15 protein-coding genes are annotated in these 18,120 nt (G+C 53.6%); 3 read left to right on the top strand and 12 right to left on the bottom strand.

The annotated features are described in order from the left end of the window. Window positions 1-150 precede the first annotated feature (150 nt). The 5 genes from deoC to KDD30_RS02555 form a co-directional block, all read right to left on the bottom strand. Entirely contained in the window at window positions 151-924 is a 774-nt protein-coding gene (deoC, locus tag KDD30_RS02575) for a deoxyribose-phosphate aldolase (protein WP_211647254.1), read from the bottom strand. Window positions 925-1,321: 397 nt separating this feature from the next. Beyond that, entirely contained in the window at window positions 1,322-1,495 is a 174-nt protein-coding gene (locus KDD30_RS02570) for a XapX domain-containing protein (RefSeq protein ID WP_211647253.1), read from the bottom strand. 281 nt (window positions 1,496-1,776) lie between these two features. Next, the gene (locus tag KDD30_RS02565) at window positions 1,777-3,066 is read right to left on the bottom strand and encodes a NupC/NupG family nucleoside CNT transporter (protein WP_211647252.1); all 1,290 of its coding nucleotides are present in this window, start codon (window positions 3,064-3,066) and stop codon (window positions 1,777-1,779) included. Between the two features lie 211 nt (window positions 3,067-3,277). Continuing rightward, the gene (locus KDD30_RS02560; protein WP_249199267.1) at window positions 3,278-4,069 is read right to left on the bottom strand and encodes a TatD family hydrolase; all 792 of its coding nucleotides are present in this window, start codon (window positions 4,067-4,069) and stop codon (window positions 3,278-3,280) included. After that, the gene (locus KDD30_RS02555; RefSeq protein WP_211650168.1) at window positions 4,062-4,256 is read right to left on the bottom strand and encodes a hypothetical protein; all 195 of its coding nucleotides are present in this window, start codon (window positions 4,254-4,256) and stop codon (window positions 4,062-4,064) included. The genes KDD30_RS02560 and KDD30_RS02555 overlap by 8 nt, the downstream gene beginning before the upstream one ends. 218 nt (window positions 4,257-4,474) lie before the next feature. Between KDD30_RS02555 and KDD30_RS02550 the strand changes: the two genes are divergently transcribed. Continuing rightward, window positions 4,475-7,156 (top strand): ImpA family metalloprotease, encoded by a 2,682-nt coding sequence (locus KDD30_RS02550; RefSeq protein ID WP_211647250.1) that lies wholly within the window; start codon window positions 4,475-4,477, stop codon window positions 7,154-7,156. A gap of 77 nt (window positions 7,157-7,233) precedes the next feature. Here the strand turns inward: KDD30_RS02550 and prfC are convergent, their stop codons facing one another. Together prfC and KDD30_RS02540 are read right to left on the bottom strand one after the other, a co-directional pair. Beyond that, on the bottom strand, window positions 7,234-8,814 hold the full coding sequence (gene prfC / locus KDD30_RS02545; RefSeq protein ID WP_211647249.1) for a peptide chain release factor 3: 1,581 nt from the start codon (window positions 8,812-8,814) through the stop codon (window positions 7,234-7,236). A gap of 354 nt (window positions 8,815-9,168) precedes the next feature. Next, window positions 9,169-9,651 (bottom strand): SCP2 domain-containing protein, encoded by a 483-nt coding sequence (locus tag KDD30_RS02540; RefSeq protein WP_211647248.1) that lies wholly within the window; start codon window positions 9,649-9,651, stop codon window positions 9,169-9,171. A gap of 212 nt (window positions 9,652-9,863) precedes the next feature. Here KDD30_RS02540 and KDD30_RS02535 point away from each other — a divergent pair, with 212 nt between their 5' ends. Together KDD30_RS02535 and KDD30_RS02530 are read left to right on the top strand one after the other, a co-directional pair. Further along, window positions 9,864-10,871, top strand: a complete 1,008-nt coding sequence (locus KDD30_RS02535; protein WP_211647247.1) for a peptidase U32 family protein — start codon at window positions 9,864-9,866, stop codon at window positions 10,869-10,871. A gap of 11 nt (window positions 10,872-10,882) precedes the next feature. Then, on the top strand, window positions 10,883-11,764 hold the full coding sequence (locus KDD30_RS02530; RefSeq protein WP_211647246.1) for a U32 family peptidase: 882 nt from the start codon (window positions 10,883-10,885) through the stop codon (window positions 11,762-11,764). 50 nt (window positions 11,765-11,814) lie between these two features. On the opposite strand, the gene KDD30_RS02525 is transcribed toward KDD30_RS02530, so the two are convergent. The 5 genes from KDD30_RS02525 to metE form a co-directional block, all read right to left on the bottom strand. Continuing rightward, entirely contained in the window at window positions 11,815-13,008 is a 1,194-nt protein-coding gene (locus tag KDD30_RS02525) for an aminotransferase class I/II-fold pyridoxal phosphate-dependent enzyme (protein ID WP_211647245.1), read from the bottom strand. 11 nt (window positions 13,009-13,019) lie between these two features. Then, window positions 13,020-13,952: an ornithine cyclodeaminase family protein gene (locus KDD30_RS02520; RefSeq protein WP_211647244.1), complete on the bottom strand. Its 933-nt coding sequence runs from the start codon at window positions 13,950-13,952 to the stop codon at window positions 13,020-13,022. Then, window positions 13,949-14,470, bottom strand: coding sequence for a MaoC family dehydratase (locus tag KDD30_RS02515; protein ID WP_211647243.1), 522 nt, complete (start codon window positions 14,468-14,470; stop codon window positions 13,949-13,951). The genes KDD30_RS02520 and KDD30_RS02515 overlap by 4 nt, the downstream gene beginning before the upstream one ends. Before the next feature lie 5 nt (window positions 14,471-14,475). Then, complete coding sequence (locus KDD30_RS02510) at window positions 14,476-15,309, bottom strand: CoA ester lyase (protein ID WP_211647242.1); 834 nt, start codon at window positions 15,307-15,309, stop codon at window positions 14,476-14,478. A 467-nt stretch (window positions 15,310-15,776) separates the two neighbouring features. Beyond that, window positions 15,777-18,053, bottom strand: a complete 2,277-nt coding sequence (gene metE, locus KDD30_RS02505) for a 5-methyltetrahydropteroyltriglutamate--homocysteine S-methyltransferase (RefSeq protein WP_211647241.1) — start codon at window positions 18,051-18,053, stop codon at window positions 15,777-15,779. Window positions 18,054-18,120 lie beyond the last annotated feature (67 nt).

Here is an 18,120-nt window from a genome sequence, read left to right as displayed (position 1 = left end):
AAGGTGCCTCGACTTGGCTTGGGAGCGGCACTAGCGCTTCATCAGCAGCTCGGCGGACGAGCACTGCCCTTCCCTGTATTGGGCTGTTTCCTGCAGCAGTCAGGAAAACCGACTGCTGCAGACCAGTATCCGTAAGGATCTCGGAAAGACTTAGTAGCCGCCTTCCGCTGCTTTATCGCCTTCACCCAGCGTATGCAGCAGATTTGCCAGCAGGCTGGATGCACCAAAACGGTAGTGCATGTTGTCAGCCCAGTCAGCGCCCAGAATACGATCAGCCATGGCCAGATATTGCGCCGCATCTTCTGCAGTCCGCACACCACCCGCTGGTTTAAAGCCTACTTTGTCCTGCACACCCATGTCTTTGATCACGGTCAGCATAATCTCAGCGGATTCCGGGGTCGCGTTCACAGGGACTTTACCGGTCGAAGTTTTGATGAAATCAGCACCCGCCTGAATAGAGATTTCAGACGCTTTACGAATCAGGGCAGGATCTTTCAGTTCACCGGTTTCGATGATCACTTTCAGCAGGATATCGCCACAGGCAGCTTTACACTGCTTCACCAGCTCGAAGCCCACGTCTTCGTTGCCCGCGATCAGGGCACGGTATGGGAAAACCACGTCCACTTCATCTGCACCGTAAGCAACGGCCGCTTTGGTTTCAGCCACAGCGATCTCAATGTCGTCATTGCCGTGCGGGAAGTTAGTCACGGTTGCAATGCGGACTTCCGGAGTGCCCTGCTCACGCAGCTGCTTTTTCGCAACCGGAATAAAACGCGGATAAATACAAATCGCAGCGGTGTTGCCCACTGGCGTTTTTGCGTTCTTACACAGCGCAATGACTTTGGCGTCAGTATCGTCATCATTCAGTGTGGTCAGATCCATCAGTTTTAACGCACGCAGTGCAGCAGTTTTTAAATCGCTCATGACTTTCTCCAGTCGAAATTGTTCTACCAAGTGTCCTGTTTGCGCCTGGCTGACCGATGTTCAATCGGTGATTGTAGCCACAGAGAAACAGAAGCGGACTTGACTCCGTGAAGACTCAGATTCGCCTTTCGGCACCTGATTGACATCCTTTTCACCGCGTAAGGGCAATTAAGTCCCTTACCAGCCATCCAAAACACATCCTAATTCACAAAAATATCAGAATGCATTCACGCAGGTTTCATCACCCTGCGACATTACTCAGCCATCTTACCAAGCGAAAATCAGCCAAACCATCACCCAAACGTTTCCCTGAGTGGATAATGTGTTGACTGAATGACCCTAATCTTTGACTGAGCGATTTCAGTGCTTTGACGGTTTCTGTCCGCACAGGTCCGATTTATCCGGAAAAAAATCGCTCGAGGATCCACTGATACAACTGCCCGCCTAAAAACACACCCACAATCCCCATCACCCCCGATAAGACCGGAGGTGCCGGAATGGGCAGCTTGAGCGCGGAAAACAGCAAACCAACAATGACGCCAGCCAGCAGCGCGATCATGACTTCAAACATTGCCTGCTCCTGTTGATTCGGTGGCCGCGTTGCAAATCGCCCACCATAAACCCACACAGAGTGTAGACCCAAGGCAATGAAGTGTCTTCTAAGGATGCGCGTCTGATACCGCAGAGGAAAGGCCGGGAGTAGGCTTTTTTCGACTTTTTTCCGAAAATAAACCAGATAGTTACTGATTCTGTTGGCAGGGGCTTCAGCGGGTCGGAGCTCAGGGCAAAACCAATAAAAACGCCGCGGCAATCAGCCGCGGCGTTTCAGAGATGAAGCGTTCTGTGTCTGTCTTACAGAGACAGGAACAGACCAGCAATCGTTGCAGACATCAGGTTCGACAACGTACCAGCTGCAACGGCCTTCATACCGAAGCGAGCGATATCGTGACGACGGCTTGGTGCCAGACCGCCCAGACCACCCAGCAGGATTGCAATCGAAGACAGGTTTGCGAAACCACACAGTGCGAAGGAGATAATCGCTTTGGTCTTCTCAGACATCGCGACACCCGTTTCAGCAACCAGCAGACCGCCATCAGCCACATCTTTCAGATAAGGCGTGAAGTTCAGGTAAGCAACGAACTCATTCACAACAATTTTCTGACCGATGAAAGAACCGGCAACCTGTGCTTCATTCCAAGGCACACCAATCAGGAAAGCCAGCGGCTGGAAGACGTAACCCAGGATCAGCTCCAGCGTCAGTTCAGGCATGTCGAACCAACTACCGATACCACCCAGGATACCATTGATCAGCGCAATCAGACCGATGAACGCCAGCAGCATCGCGCCCACATTCAGGGCCAGTTGCATACCGGAAGATGCACCCGCTGCCGCTGCATCAATCACGTTGGCAGGCTTGTCATCGTGACCTTCATCATCTTTATCTGCGCCCAATTGATCCACAGGCGTTTCTGTTTCAGGTTTGATGATTTTCGCAAACAGCAGACCACCTGGTGCTGCCATGAACGACGCAGCGATCAGATATTCCAGCGGAACACCCATCGACGCGTAACCGGCCAGTACACCACCGGCAACAGAGGCCAGACCACCACACATGACCGCAAACAGCTCAGACTGAGTCATCTTCGGTACAAACGGACGCACAACCAGTGGTGCTTCAGTCTGACCGACGAAAATGTTTGCTGTTGCAGACATGGATTCGGCACGGGACGTTCCCAGTGCTTTTTGCAGTGCACCACCCAGAATGTTGATGACAAACTGCATGATACCCAGGTAGTACAGCACGCTGATCAGCGCTGAGAAGAACACGATGACCGGCAGTACTTTCAGAGCGAAGACGAAACCGCCGCCACCGAATACTTCGAACATTTTACCTGAAACCAGACCGCCGAACAGGAAGGAAATCCCCTGATCACCATATCCGATAACATTGGCAACGAACTGCGATGCACCGTACAGCACATCACGACCGACAGGTACATACAGCACGAATGCACCAAAGAAGAATTGAATGGCAAACGCGCCACCAACAGTACGTAAATTAATTGCTTTGCGGTTATCAGACAGCAGCACGGCTACCAGCAGCAGCACAACCATCCCAACCAGGCTCATAAACAGGCTCATAGTTTATGGCATCCCTATAGTTAAATTTTGGCGTCTCGACAATTCGGCTCTCAAGGAGTCGGGCGCATTATACGCATGGCAACTAACAGCATGTAATGCACACGTCACACTTTGGTTGGCAACCGAGTGAAAGTTGAACATCAAGTGTGATATTGATCACACGAAAGTTCTACTTGATGCACAATAAAAAGCCAAATCAATGTCAGAATCTTCATTTTTGAGAAGGCAGTGCAAACAATTCACAGGCATTTTTGCTAGTAGCCCGGGATAAGTCAGCAGCAGATTCCGACCGAAGTTCGGCCAGCGCTTCACAAACCAAAGCCACTCTGTCGGGGCGATTCGGCTCTCCCTGAAAACCCGCCAGTGGCATATCTGGCGCATCCGTTTCCAGTAACAGTGCATCAAGTGGCAACTGAGCTATTGTAGTGCGAGTTTTGTTTGCTCTGCGATAGGTGATCGTACCACCTACGCCAATTTTGATACCCAGATCAAGAAGTTGATGGGCTTGCTGCAAACTCCCGCTGAAAGCATGATAGATGCCTCCCCGAATTGGCGGGCAGGATTTGAGGCAGGTCACTATTTCTGGAAATGCTTTTCGGCAGTGCAAAATCACCGGCAGGTTGAACTGATTGGCCAGCGACAATTGTGCCGAGAGCCACTCGATTTGCTGGGCGCGATCAGCATCCGCAATGGCAAAATCCAGTCCACATTCACCCACTGCAACACAGCGGGGTCCGGCCTGAGCTAATGCCTGTTCCAACCGGCTGAGTGTTGCCGGAGTATGCTCTGCAGCAAAAAAAGGATGCATTCCCAGTGCATAATAAAGGGCAGGTTGTGTTTCCGGCGACTGCTGCTCACACATTACCTGAATGCGTTGCCAGTTCTTCTCACCGACAGACGGGATGACAATATCACTGACACCCGCCCGCTGCGCATCTCTCAGGTAAGCCGCCGGGGCCTGCGAAAAAGGCGCAAAGTCAAAATGACAATGACTGTCAATCAAGTGCACGGGCCTGTTCGTCCTCTGTTGGCTGGGTCGCCTGACGTCGGGCTGCCCGGTTTGCCGGATGGCGGGCATCCTCTTCATCATAGCGGATCGGCGCACAACAACGGCGGTTTTCTGGGACAAAACCCATTCGCTCACACCAGGCATCATAACGCGCGACCCAGACTCGGATGTGTTTCAGCATGCGGGAATCCTGTTCATTTTCATCTGTCCGGATTATTTCAGGATTTGGGGTGGAATCCTATCCCCATTTCCGACTCGTCCCCGCTCAGAGATACAGCATCGTGGACACAGACAACCCTGACATTTTTTTCACACTGGATGCCAGTTTTTCCCGCATTTCACATTCAAATCTGTCGTTTATGTTATTAACGATATAAAACTCATAACAGACACTGTCCCATGAAACCATTCAGTCTTTTTCTGCTCTGTTTATCGCTCACAGCATGCGGCGGTGGCTCAGACAGCAGCAATCAAACAGCCGGTAACTCCGGCAGCAGTGATGCAGGCAACAGCCAGTCCTCAGATGCCATTCAACGGGCGGTCAAAGCAGGCGATCCCCGGCTTTTACCCACAGAATCATCTGTGCTGGAACAGCGGATTTCGAGCCTGATCGCAACAGAACAACACCGCCAGCGCGAAATTCAGGCCCAGATTTTCGGTCACGATCGCATTGAATATGATCCGGGACAACACTCCCGTTTTTTCACGCTGCAATATCTGACCAGTGCGCAGGCGCTGCTCAGCGGTGTGAAAGGCAATCTGCTGGCCACCCTGAGTGAACAGGATGGCCGGCGCAGTGCAGCCTTCGGCACCAATATCCTGCGCGAACTGAATGCAGGTGAACACAGCGCATTTGCGCCCCAGATGAACAAAGTCACAGACTGGTTACTGTCGTCCCGCCCGGCAAATCCGCATGTGGCTTTGATGCTGATCAGCAACAGTCATTCCGAACAGTCGAAGCGCTGGTTACAAAGCCGCTACCCGCAAATGACGTTTTCCCTGTGTACGGATGAGGCTCGACTGGCTGACTGTCTGTCATCGGCGGATCTAGTGATTACCGGAACCAGCAACCCGTTCAGTCAGGCATCCGTTGCCGCCGCGCTGGACAGTGTGGCAGCCCGTAAACAGCCGTTGTTGTATGTCCATACCAACAGCTGGAACTCAACCCCGGACACCAACCTGATCCTGAGTTACTTCGGTGTGCAGACACAAGCGGTCGGAGGTGCCGGGAACTATTTTGCGCAGGACAAAGCCAGTTGGGCATCCGCAGTAGACATGCGGCAAAGTACCGATGTTCTGTCTGGGATCGCCGGGCTGATCCAGCACTTCAGCAACCATGATTTCAGTTTCCGCATCCAGGATTGTGAAGACGACAATCAGAGCTGTTCAAATATCACGGCCTTTGAACAGGAATTCCTGACGCCCGTGACATCGCTGCGCCAAATCGTGCGGCAAGTCGATGCCAGCGGTACAGATATCTTTGCGCTGCCGCAGGCGTATCCGTTGGAGAAACACCTGATCCTGCTGGCCGACCAGTACCGTCAGCAGGTGCAGTTCCCGATGTCGAAAAACACTACGGCAACGGTCCCGTTTCTGAAAAGCTATTTTGCTGATCATCTGACCTATTACTCGCGTCAGATCAATCCGGTACAGTCAGATCTGGGCAACTTCAGCCGGACGAATTTCAGCCATGTCACGCCAATCAGCAAAACGGTCCGCCTGACCAGCCGTCGTCCGTGGCGGGCTGCCGGTGTCTATGCCCTGCCCGGCCAGCGGTTTACCGTGACGCGAACCGACAATCACACCGGCGTGGCTGCGACGGTGTTCATCAATACCCAGCGCGCCACGTCAACCAAGCCAATGACGCCAGCCAACGGCTATCACCGGCCGAAATATCTGCAGTCCAGCCCGGTGACAATTCAGGCCGGTGAAACCATCACCCTGACCTCACCTTACGGGGGGCCGGTTCAGATCGGTTTCTCCGATCTGGGCACCCCGATGACGTTCTCTTTCCGTCAGGTGGCGCAACATCCTTACTGGCAACCGGGGATGAGTGATGCAGCCTTTCAGGCCGCGCTGGAAAGCAAAGCGTTCGACTGGGCTGAACTGACAACCGAGCATTTCGAGATCCATTCCCGGAATGACCGGATGCTGACCACGCTGTCGGAAAACAGCCGCTGGGACAGTGCCAGTGACGTCGCGCCGCGACTGACCCGTTATCACCACAGCGCCCTGCGGGCACTGGCTGGCTATCAGGGGGAGAACATCACGCCGATTGCGGAAGTCCAGTCTTTTGCAACCCAGCATGGACTGACACTACCGGTGTGGGATCAGGTGCAGCACATGAATGCTGATCAGCCCACCTGCGGCTATGGCTGCTCCGGCAATCCTTATGATGCGGGGTGGGCATTCAGTGTACTCGGCCACGGCGATCTGCATGAAGTCGGACACAATGTCGAGAGCGGTCGCTTCAAGTTCAATGGATATGAAGGCCACGCAACCACGAATTTCTATTCTTATTACCCGAAATCCCTCGCAGCCGTGCAGGAAAGCGGTTATGCACATCAGTGCCAGTCGCTGCCTTTTGATCAGATGCTGGCCGATATTCGTCAGAGTCAGCTGAGCGCTGATCCGGCGGCTTATATGGCCGGACGCAATGACCGCAGCTGGAGTCAGGGCGCGGCCTTGATCGTTCAGATGATGATGCATGCGCAGCACGAGGGAAAGCTGAGCAACGGCTGGCATCTGATTGCCCGGCTGCATTTGCTGGATAAAGCCTTTGCCGATGCCGATAACAGCGAAGAAAACTGGCAGAGCCGCAAAGCCAGTATCGGGTTCAGTACCTATACGTTGAGCGAAGCGAAAAGCCTAGATAACAATGATTGGCTATTGATTGCAGCCAGTTACGCTACCGGACTGGATTACCGCCCGTATCTGGATCTGATGGGGCAACCCTACAGCAGCAAAGCCAGCAGTCAGGTGGCTTCCTTTAGCTATGCCGCAGTCGACAAAGCGTTTTTCAACCCGGCAACGAACAGCGATTACTGCGACAGTCTGATTCAGCCTCAGGTTCATTTCTGAGGTACTTTTCAAATTGCGCCCACGCACAAAAAAGCCCCTGCATTCAGGGGCTTTCATGCTAAATCGGCCGTCTGAGATTAGTGCTCGCGGGTCGCGCGGAAATCAATTTCCGGGAAACGTTCTTTGGCCAGATTGAGGTTCACCATGGTCGGCGCGATATAAGTGAGGTTATCCCCACCGTCCAGCGCCAGGTTCACTTCGCTCTTACGGCGGAACTCATCCAGTTTCTTCGCATCGTCACACTCAACCCAGCGGGCCGTGGCAACATTCACGCTTTCATAGATGGCTTCGACGTTGTACTCAGATTTCAGACGGGCAACCACCACGTCGAACTGAAGCACACCGACCGCGCCGACGATCAGATCGTTGTTCTGCAACGGACGGAACACCTGCACCGCACCTTCTTCCGACAACTGCACCAGACCTTTCAGCAACTGCTTCTGTTTCAGAGGATCTTTCAGGCGGATACGGCGGAACAGTTCCGGGGCGAAGTTCGGGATACCGGCAAACTTCAGGTTTTCACCCTGAGTGAAAGTATCACCGATCTGAATCGTACCGTGGTTGTGCAAACCAATGATGTCGCCTGCATACGCATTTTCAGCACGGGCACGGTCGCCCGCCATGAAAGTCACGGCATCCGAAATGCTGACGTTCTTGCCGGTCCGTACGTGGTTCATTTTCATGCCCTGCGTGTAGGTTCCCGATACGATCCGCATGAAGGCAATCCGGTCCCGGTGTTTCGGGTCCATGTTCGCCTGAATCTTGAACACGAAACCAGAGAACTTCTCCTCCGTCGCTGCGACATCACGCTCGTTTGCCTGACGTGGCATCGGCGCAGGCGCCCACTCAGTCAGGCCGTCCAGCATGTGGTCAACACCAAAGTTACCCAGTGCCGTCCCGAAGAAAACCGGGGTCAGCTCGCCTTTCAGAAACAGGTCACGATCAAACTCGTGTGAGGCACCCAGCACCAGCTCCAGTTCCTCACGCAGCTGTTCTGCCAGATCTGCACCCACAGCGTCATCCAGCTCCGGATTGTCCAGACCTTTCACGATACGCACATCCTGAATAGTGTGGCCCTGGCCGGTTGCATACAGAATCGTTTCATCGCGGTGAATGTGGTAAACACCTTTGAACTCTTTACCACAGCCAATCGGCCAGCTGACAGGTGCACAGGCAATGTTCAGCTCGCTTTCCACTTCATCCATCAGTTCCATCGGATCACGGATGTCGCGGTCCAGTTTGTTCATGAACGTCACGATTGGCGTGTCACGCAGACGAGTGACTTCCATCAGTTTCCGGGTCCGGTCCTCAACACCTTTCGCGGCATCGATAACCATCAGGCAGGAGTCAACCGCCGTCAGGGTCCGGTACGTATCTTCCGAGAAATCTTCGTGTCCCGGTGTATCCAGCAGATTGACCAGACAATCGTTGTAAGGAAACTGCATCACAGAGGTGGTCACCGAGATGCCCCGCTCTTTTTCCATCTCCATCCAGTCTGACTTGGCATGCTGGTTGGAGCCACGGCCTTTCACCGTACCGGCGCGCTGTAGCGCGTTTCCGAACAGCAGGACTTTTTCAGTAATGGTTGTTTTACCCGCATCCGGGTGAGAAATGATGGCAAACGTACGGCGTTTACCCACTTCAGTTAAAAAAGACATAATCAGTGAAGATCCAGTTATCGAATTAAGTCAGCCCAGACGCGACATTCATGTGTTCGCACCCGGTATATCCGTTGAGTGTGCCCGGTACTAGCCGGGTTGGCTGATTAACCTGTGGTTACATCCTGGCCTCTGTGCGCTTCTGTGCCATCACGGCGATGGGATGACTGAATTCCAGGCCCTGACAGGATACCCGGAGATTAAGATGGCCGAATTATACGCAAAGAAGACGCAAAGAAACAGTCACTCTGTCTTTCCGCTGAAACGCGCTGCGGGTGAAGGAACACCACTCCGGCGGGAAGTCCGCACCAGAGCCTGCCGCCGGAGTTGCAGAGATCAATATCCGACCGGAGATTAACCGGGCTGGCTCATGCCGCTGGCTGCGATTTCCAGTGCACGCAGCATAGGTTTGGGCAGCGTTTCCGCTTCCAGGCTGTCGATCAGGTTCTTCACGGCCAGTCCCAGTTCGGTATCGCCTTCCATAAACAACCGACGCTGGAAGAACAGCGTATCCGGGTCCACTTGCCGGGCGGCAATTTGCAGCAAATCGGTACTGTCGGCCCGCATCACGGCATCCGGCTCGGCCACTACAGGCAGCATACACAGCTGTTCGTCACGCAACGTCAGGGTAAACTGCCACTGAATATCCGGTATCGACAGCGTGACCGTTCTGCCGGTCAGGAAATCGAGCTCTCCTGCGGCCAGTGCGTCTGCAAATATCCGCCGCAAAACCGGCTCCAGGCAAGTTTGATGAAGTGCGAATGGTGCCACCCGGCAGTGCAGGCTCAGCAGCCGGGGCGCGATCCGGTACATCAGGTTCAATGGGTTCAGGGTCACCAGATTCTCCTCGTGATCAATTCAGTCGGCGGCCATCCTAGGCCAACAGCGCGCTCCCTTTCCTGCGATAAATCAAAGAACAGGGCACTCTTGACCGCAGGTTACGACGAACGGCTGTCAATTCAGGAAAAAATGAGTCATATCAATATCGGTTTTCATCAGACCATTAAGCTGTGAGGCATTCTTTTGCCCCTCACTCAGGAACCACCACCATGGAGTTGCTCTGCCCGGCAGGAAATCTGCCCGCCCTGAAAACGGCCATTGATCAGGGTGCCGATGCGGTTTACATCGGCTTCAAAGACGACACCAATGCCCGGCATTTTGCAGGCTTAAACTTCGAAGGAAAGCGACTGGAGCAGGCGGTCGACTATGTGCGCACACATGATCGTAAAATCCATGTCGCGCTCAATACCTTTGCCCATCCGGACGGTTTCACCCGCTGGCAGCAGGCGGTTGATAAAGCAGCCGCTTTGGGCGTGGATGCACTGATTGTCGCCGACATGGCTGTGCTGGCTTACGCATCCCGGCGCTATCCAGAACTCGAGCTGCATCTGTCGGTGCAGGCGTCCGCCACCAACACCGAAGCCATTGCGTTTTACCGCGAGCACTTCAACGTGAAACGCGTTGTCCTGCCGCGCGTCCTGTCCATTCATCAGGTGAAACAACTGGCCCGCAACACCGACGTCGAGCTCGAAGTCTTTGCCTTCGGCAGCCTGTGCATTATGGCCGAGGGTCGCTGCTATCTGTCGTCCTACCTGACCGGGGAGTCGCCGAATACGGCGGGCGCCTGCTCGCCCGCAAAATACGTCCGCTGGCAGGAAACCTCGCAAGGGTTAGAATCGCGCCTGAACGGGATCCTGATCGACCGTTATCAGCCCAGTGAAAAAGCCGGCTATCCGACCCTGTGCAAAGGGCGGTTTGAAACCCCGGGCACCGCCCAATCGCAGCCAAACCATGTGCTGGAATCCCCCACCAGCCTCAATACCTTAAGTCTGTTACCGGAACTCTTTGCGGCCGGGATAGCCTCCGTCAAGATTGAAGGCCGCCAGCGCAGTCAGGCTTACGTGGCGGATGTCACCCGCGTCTGGCGTCAGGCCATCGACAGCTATCAGGCACAACCGGCGGCTTATCAGGTGAAAGCCGACTGGGATCAGACGCTGAGCCGTTTATCCGAAGGGGCACAAACAACCTTAGGTGCTTATCAGCGCCAGTGGCAGTAAAGGAGCACATCATGAAGTATTCCCTTGGACCTTTGCTGTATTTCTGGCCCAAAGCAGACGTTTCACAATTTTATGAGCAAGCCTGTCACAGCGATGCCGATGTGGTGTATCTGGGAGAAACCGTCTGTGCCAAGCGACGGGAGATGAAAGTCAAAGACTGGCTGGATCTCGCCCGGGCTCTGGCCGACCACGGTAAAGAAGTGGTGCTTTCGACTCAGGCATTGCTCGAAGCACCCAGCGAAGTCCGTGTCCTGAAAGACTATATCAACAACGGTGCGTTCACCATCGAGGCGAACGATGTCGCCGCCATTCATCTCGCACACCAGCACAAAGTGCCGTTTGTGGTGGGTCCGGCGATCAACGGCTACAACGCGCAGACCCTGCAACACTTTCTGAAGCTCGGAATGATCCGCTGGTGCATGCCGGTCGAGCTTTCACGGGCATGGCTTCAAGCCCTGCTTCAGGATTGTGAGGCGCTGAAGATCCGCCACCAGTTTGAAACCGAAGTCTTCAGTTATGGTTATCTGCCGCTGGCCTATTCAGCCCGGTGTTTCACCGCCCGGGCGGAAGGCCGGGGCAAAGATGAATGTGAGACCTGCTGTATCCGGTATCCGGACGGATTGGCCGCCCACAGTCAGGAGGGACAACGCCTGTTCACCCTGAACGGCATTCAGACGCAATCCGGCTACTGCTATAACCTGATCAATGACTTATCCGGCATGCAGGGGCTGGTGGATGTGGTGCGTCTCAGCCCGCTTGGCCCTGAAACTCTGGACACGCTGAAGGTGTTCAAAGCGGCTGAACGGCAATCCCCGCAGCTTGCCTTGCCGGATCGTCTGCAGTGTAACGGCTACTGGCACCGGCTGGCAGGGCTCGAGACGCACATCCGCTGAATCCGGGCGCAGGGGCAGACCGTGATCCGTTGTCGCCCCTGCTCTCGGCGCTACTGAAAATCAGCCACCGCCCGACAAAATGCTGCAATATCTTCATGGGCCAGATCGGCACGCCCCATCACCCGCAACCCGGCACGCCCTCTGGCGACAATCGGAAAGAACACCGCCGAGGTATAAAATCCCCGCCGGTAGATTTCCGCGGACGCTTCAATTGCGCGTTCCGCGTCGTTGAGATCCACCACGCGAATGGGCAGATTGTTCAAGGCATTTTCGGTCGGGATCAGCTCGTCAAACGTATTCATGATCCCGGCAAGTTGACGTTGTAAGGTGACCAGTTCATCCGACTCATGAATCCGGACTGACGCTCTGATCGCGCCCAACGCAGGGACATTGGCTGTTTGCGACCATCCCAGCGGGCCGCCATAAATCTCGATGGCCCGGCGCATTTTCGGATCCCCCAGCAACACCAACCCGCCGGTCGCTCCAAAAGCTTTGCCTAACGAAGCCACAATGATGGTACGCGGATGCAGCGTGTCATAGCTGGAGCGGACAAATCCCACACCTTGATTGCCGTACATACTGATGGAATGGGAATCATCAAAATACAGATACAGGCCATATTTTTCCTGCAGCGCTTTGAGCGCTTCAATCGGTGTATAGCCCCCCATACTGTAAGCGCCGTCCGCAATATAGAATACCGGGCGGCCATTCGCTTTCTTCAGTTCAGTTTCAATCCAGGCCAGATCATTATGGGGACAAGTCAGGATATCCGTTTCATCGCCGCAACCGGACTTCAGATGATTCATGGAAAAGTGAGCATAGCGGTCAAAAATCATCAGAGGCTTTTCCTGCTGACTCAGGGCACCCGATGCAATTAAAGGTAACATTCCGCTGGACGCAGCAGCACAGGAGAGGGTCACAATCGCCTCAGCCTGAAAAAGCCGGCTCAGATCGGTTTCAGTTTCATCCAGCAATGACAAACCAATCCGGGTTCTGGACGTCGGTAAGATCATCACCTTTTCCTTGGTTAATGCATCAATGGCGCCCTGAATAATATCGGGGTGCTTGTCCAGTCCCAGATAAGAACAGGAGCACATATTGATAAACTCATGTCCCGTTTCCGTCACCAGCTGGCTTCCCTCGGTATATCGGGTTCGGATATGGGTTAATCCATTGGAGGATGCAGCGCTCCATGCCTCTTCAGCGAGTTCAATCATCTTTTTCAGGTTTGCATATTGATTCATGATTCACGGCCTCAGTCCGTTAATGAGAGTTGTGAAAGCGATTCGTTCTTGCTGATATCCAGTAAAAACCGGACGAAATAAAGATCCATCAGGGCGGTACCCACCGAGCTGAAAATTGTCTTTTGAGCTGCCAGTACCGAGCGATCCAGCTGAAACAGCTCATGAGGCTCCAGACAGGCGGCATGACAATGCCCAGCTTCTGCCATCGCAAACGCCCGGTCTTCGGTGATCACCCGATACCGGAACATATCGGCATGACTCAGTTCCCGGCTTTCCAGAGAATGGCCACCAATCAGGCTGACATGTGCTTCGGCAGCCAGCCCGTCCATAGAGAACAAAGGCTCCTGGCTGGTGGTGGCGGCAATCACCAATGACTTCCCGGCAACGCACTCTGCCGCTGAATCCGCCAGACGGACGCGGACTTCGGGATAGGTGTGCTCTATCCAGTGCTTCAATGCCCGCAATTTTTCCTGTCCTCTTGAGCACAAGCTGACTTCCCGGATACGCCTCACCGCAAACACAGCCATCAGGTGATGTCTGGCCTGAACGCCTGCACCCAGCACTGCCAGACTGTCTGCCGCTTCATCGGTACAATGCAGCATGATTGCAGCCGCAACTCCGGCAGTCCGGTAGCCCGTCATCGCGGCACCATCCATGATGGCCATCGGCTCACCCGTGCGTGTATGAAACACCTGAGTCATGGCATGAATGGCCGCACCACGGTTGCTGCTCACCAACGCCGCATTCTTCACCATGAAGAGACCGGCAATATCATCTTTCGCTGGCATGGTGCCAAAAACAGAGAAAGGAGACGGATCAATCATCAGTGTCCGCTGTGGCACCGTGATGCCCTCCGGTTTCTGAGCCAGCTGCTGTGTGAGGAATGCAATCAGATCGGTCTGCTGAATCAGTCGGTGGATGTCACTGGCCCGGAAAATTTTCATCGCAGAGCCTGCAATTCCGGATCCACTGGCACCAGAAAGCTGCGCTCCCAGATCAAAACGACTTCCCCGCTGTCTTTCAGCCCCTTGGTTTCGACGGTGACGATGCCCTGATTCGGGCGAGAGTTCGACAAGCGCTTATGCAGGATTCTGGATTCCGCATACAGGGTATCTCCCACAAATACCGGCGCTTTCAGTGCCACATTTTTCCAGCCCAGATTCGCAATGGCTCTGGCGCTGGTACTGGCCAGACTCAGCCCGCCAATAATCGAGAAGGTCACCAGGCTCGAGACCAGCGGCCTTTCAAATTCAGTTTCAGACGCATAGACCGCATCAATGTGAAGCGGATGGGTGTTCATATTGATGAGCGATTGCCAGATATTGTCGACTTCCGTAACAGTTCTGCCTGGACGATGCTCGTAAATATCGCCAATTTCAAAGTCATCATAATAAAGCCCGTGGGACTCGACATATCGTTGTTCCCCGACAGGCTGCAATCGGCTGAGCATTTTGGCTTTCATGCGATTCACTCCATTGATTTCACAATCTTTTCTGCAATACGTATAAAAGGGGGCCCGATCATGTTTTCGCCCACAGTGCGAATACTGGATGCTTCGCGCTCATCCGGTCCCGTCAGTGTGTCGAGGATATTTTTCGAAAAGGTATATTCATGCTCGGTCGGCGCAAATGCCTGATTAATCCTTGAGACTTGTCCGGGATGAATCGCAATTTTGCCGTGAAATCCAAGCGCTCTGGCCTGCAGGCATTCCGTTTCCAGGCGTAAGACGTCATGAATTTGAAAACAGGGAGAATCAATGGCCACCGCATTGATTTGATTCGCCGCCAAAGCAATCTGTGTTTTGGCATAGGTCAGATCGAGGGCACTCGGAACTTTACCCATATCACCGGAAAAATCAGCAGCGCCAAAAATCATGCCCTGAATAAAATCAGGTTCAAGAATGATTCTGTCGAGACTTTTCAGCGCTTTAATACTTTCAATCACACAAAATATACGCGTTTCCGGAAAATGTTCTTTTAAAATATCACCTGCAATTCTTGCCGTTTCCGGCGATTCAACTTTGGGCACAATCATAATATCCGGGGCAACGTTCTGATGAATAAACCCAAGGATATCTTCAAGGCCCAATTGAGTATTCAAGGCATTGATCCGAACGGCTGTCGGGATGGGAATGGGATGTTTGAGTTGCTTCAGAATAGCAGCGCGCGTCGCCGATTTCCTGCTCAGAGGCACGGAGTCCTCCAAATCAAAATGGGCAACACTCGCCCCGGTCATTATCGCTCGGCTGACAACATCATATTTTTCCGCCGGCCCACAGAGTAAGCTTTTGACGTTCACCATTCTCTCCCTGATTTGAAAGGTTACTCACCCTCAGCGATTTGATTTTGCGGTACGTCGTCAACAACAGAATGACACCCCAACGCTTGACAGTAAGCGGGGTTCAACCCGAATGAAACAGCAGATCAGAATTTGTCCGGAAACAGACATTCACCAGACATGAACTCAAAGCTTAACAGCGTTCGCTGAGGTGTAAAAAAGTCAAAAGCATTTTTTTGAGGCCACGCAAATTAAATGACACTTCATCAATTATGATAAATAAAACTATAGTTAAGTTGGATATTAAAAATTATTGAATCAAATCAAAATACCCTGATGCAAACCTGACGGGTAAATATTCAAAATAGCGTCGTTTCATCTTCCTTTTCTTTCTCCGCACCTTGGGCCGCCATGCGCCATGATGCAATCACCCAAAGGCTGCCCTTGTCGGCGCAGCCCCGGAATCAACACCCTCAATATGTATCGCTGTATTAAGCGTGGCCGCGCAGTGTTTTTGCCGCTGCAACCATGTTTTGCAGTGCGGGCAGCACTTCAGCCCACTGGCGGGTTTTCAGACCGCAGTCCGGGTTCACCCACAGGCGCTCAGCCGGAATCCGCTCTGCAGCCAGCTGCATCAGTTTGACCATCTGCGCTTCGCTCGGAATATTGGGGGAGTGAATATCGTACACGCCCGGCCCAATCTCATTCGGATACTTGAAGTTATCAAAGGCATCGAGCAATTCCATATCTGAGCGCGAGGTCTCGATGGTGATCACATCTGCATCCATCTGTGCAATCGATGCGATGATATCGTTGAACTCGGAATAACACATGTGGGTATGGATCTGTGTTTCATCCGCGACACCATTGGCGGTGATCCGAAAAGATGTCACGGCCCAGTTCAGGTAGTCCTGCCACTCAGACTGGCGCAGAGGCAAGCCTTCACGCAAAGCGGCTTCATCGATCTGAATGACTTTCACCCCGGCTTTTTCCAAATCCAGTACCTCTTCCCGGATCGCCAGTGCCAGCTGGTAGCAAGACACCGCACGCGGCTGATCGTCACGCACAAAAGACCAGTTCAGAATCGTCACCGGCCCGGTCAGCATGCCTTTCATCGGTTTTTCAGTCAGCGACTGCGCGTACTGGGTCCAGGCGACAGTCATGGCTTTCGGACGGCTGATATCCCCATAGAGAATCGGCGGCTTCACACAACGGGAACCATAAGACTGAACCCAGCCAAACTGGCTGAAGGCATAGCCATCAAGCTGCTCACCAAAATACTCGACCATATCGTTCCGTTCGGCCTCGCCGTGTACCAGCACATCCAGCCCCAGCGCTTCCTGCTCGCGCACGGCACGGGCGATTTCTTCCTGCATCTGCGCAACATAAGTCGCCTGATCCAATTCGCCTCTTTTGAATTTCAGGCGGGCCTGACGGATTTCCGCCGTCTGTGGGAATGAGCCGATGGTCGTGGTCGGGAAAGCTGGCAGATTGAGATGCGCAGTTTGCTTGGCAATCCGATATGCATACGGATGCTGACGTTCCCCAAGTGCTGGTGTTATCGCAGCCACCGCGGCCTGAACCGCCGGATGATTCACGCGGGTTGACTGGCGGCGGCTGTCTATCGCCTGCTGGTTTTCTGCCAGCGCCTGAGCCACAGTCTCACGCCCCTGATTCAGGGCTTTGGCCAAAACAGCCAGTTCGTCCAGTTTCTGCAGGGCAAAGGCCAGCCAGGATTTAATTTCCGCATCCAGCTGCTGTTCACTGTTCAGATCAACCGGCACATGCAGCAATGAACACGAGGGTGCGACCCACAGCCGTTCGCCCAGATCCCGGGCAATCGGCTCCAGCCAGCTCAGTACGCCATTCAGGTCGGTTTTCCAGATATTCCGGCCGTTAATCACTCCCAGCGACAACACCTTGTCTGCAGGCAGTGCCTGAATCACGGCCTCGACTTCGTTGCGGCCACGAACGGCATCAACATGCAGTCCCTGAACCTGCAGATTCACAGCCAGGGATCGGTTTTCTTTCAGTTCCCCAAAATAGGTGGCCAGCAGCAGTTTCACCTGCCCCTGATTCAAAAATTGATAGGCTTTGTTCAGTGCCTGCTGCCATTCCGAGGACAGTTCAGTGACCAGGATCGGCTCATCAATCTGAACCCATTCCACTCCTTTTTCTGCCAGCAATGCCAGTAACTGACTGTAAACTGGCAACAGTTTTTCCAGCAATTCCAATTTGTTTGAGTGGTCTTTTTCTTTACCGAGCCAGAGATAAGTCACAGGCCCCACCAACACCGGTTTTGCAGCCACACCCTGCGCCTGTGCTTCAGCCAGCTGTGTCAGCAGACGCTCAGGATTGAGTTCAAACGTCGTCTCTGCGGTGAACTCAGGCACAATGTAGTGGTAGTTGGTGTCGAACCACTTGGTCATTTCGCCGGCATGCACACAGCTGCAGCCGCTGTCGTTGGCAGAACGGCCCCGTGCCACACGAAAATAGTTATCCAGCTCGTCCCCATCCAGCCCTGCTACACGGGCCGGAAGATTACCCAGCGTAAAACTGGTGTCCAGCACCTGATCATAGAAAGAAAAATCACCGACCGGGGTCAGATCCAGCGCAGACTGATGCTGCCAGTGCTTCTGACGCAGGGCGGCAGCCCGCTCGGTGAGTTCATGCTGTAACGTGTCACCTTTCCAATACTGTTCCAGAGCGAATTTCAGTTCACGATTTGCGCCGATACGCGGGAAACCCAGGTTATGAATTTTAGCCATCTATACGTCCTCTGTCGTTGATGAAGACATCTTATGGCTATCTGATGATGAAAAAAAATGGCATTAT

Origin of the sequence: Photobacterium sp. GJ3, assembly GCF_018199995.1 — a bacterium.
In the GTDB taxonomy this organism is placed as follows: Bacteria; Pseudomonadota; Gammaproteobacteria; order Enterobacterales; family Vibrionaceae; genus Photobacterium.
The sequence above is the reverse complement of the archived record's forward strand: the minus strand, read 5'-3'. Positions and strand labels throughout refer to the sequence as shown.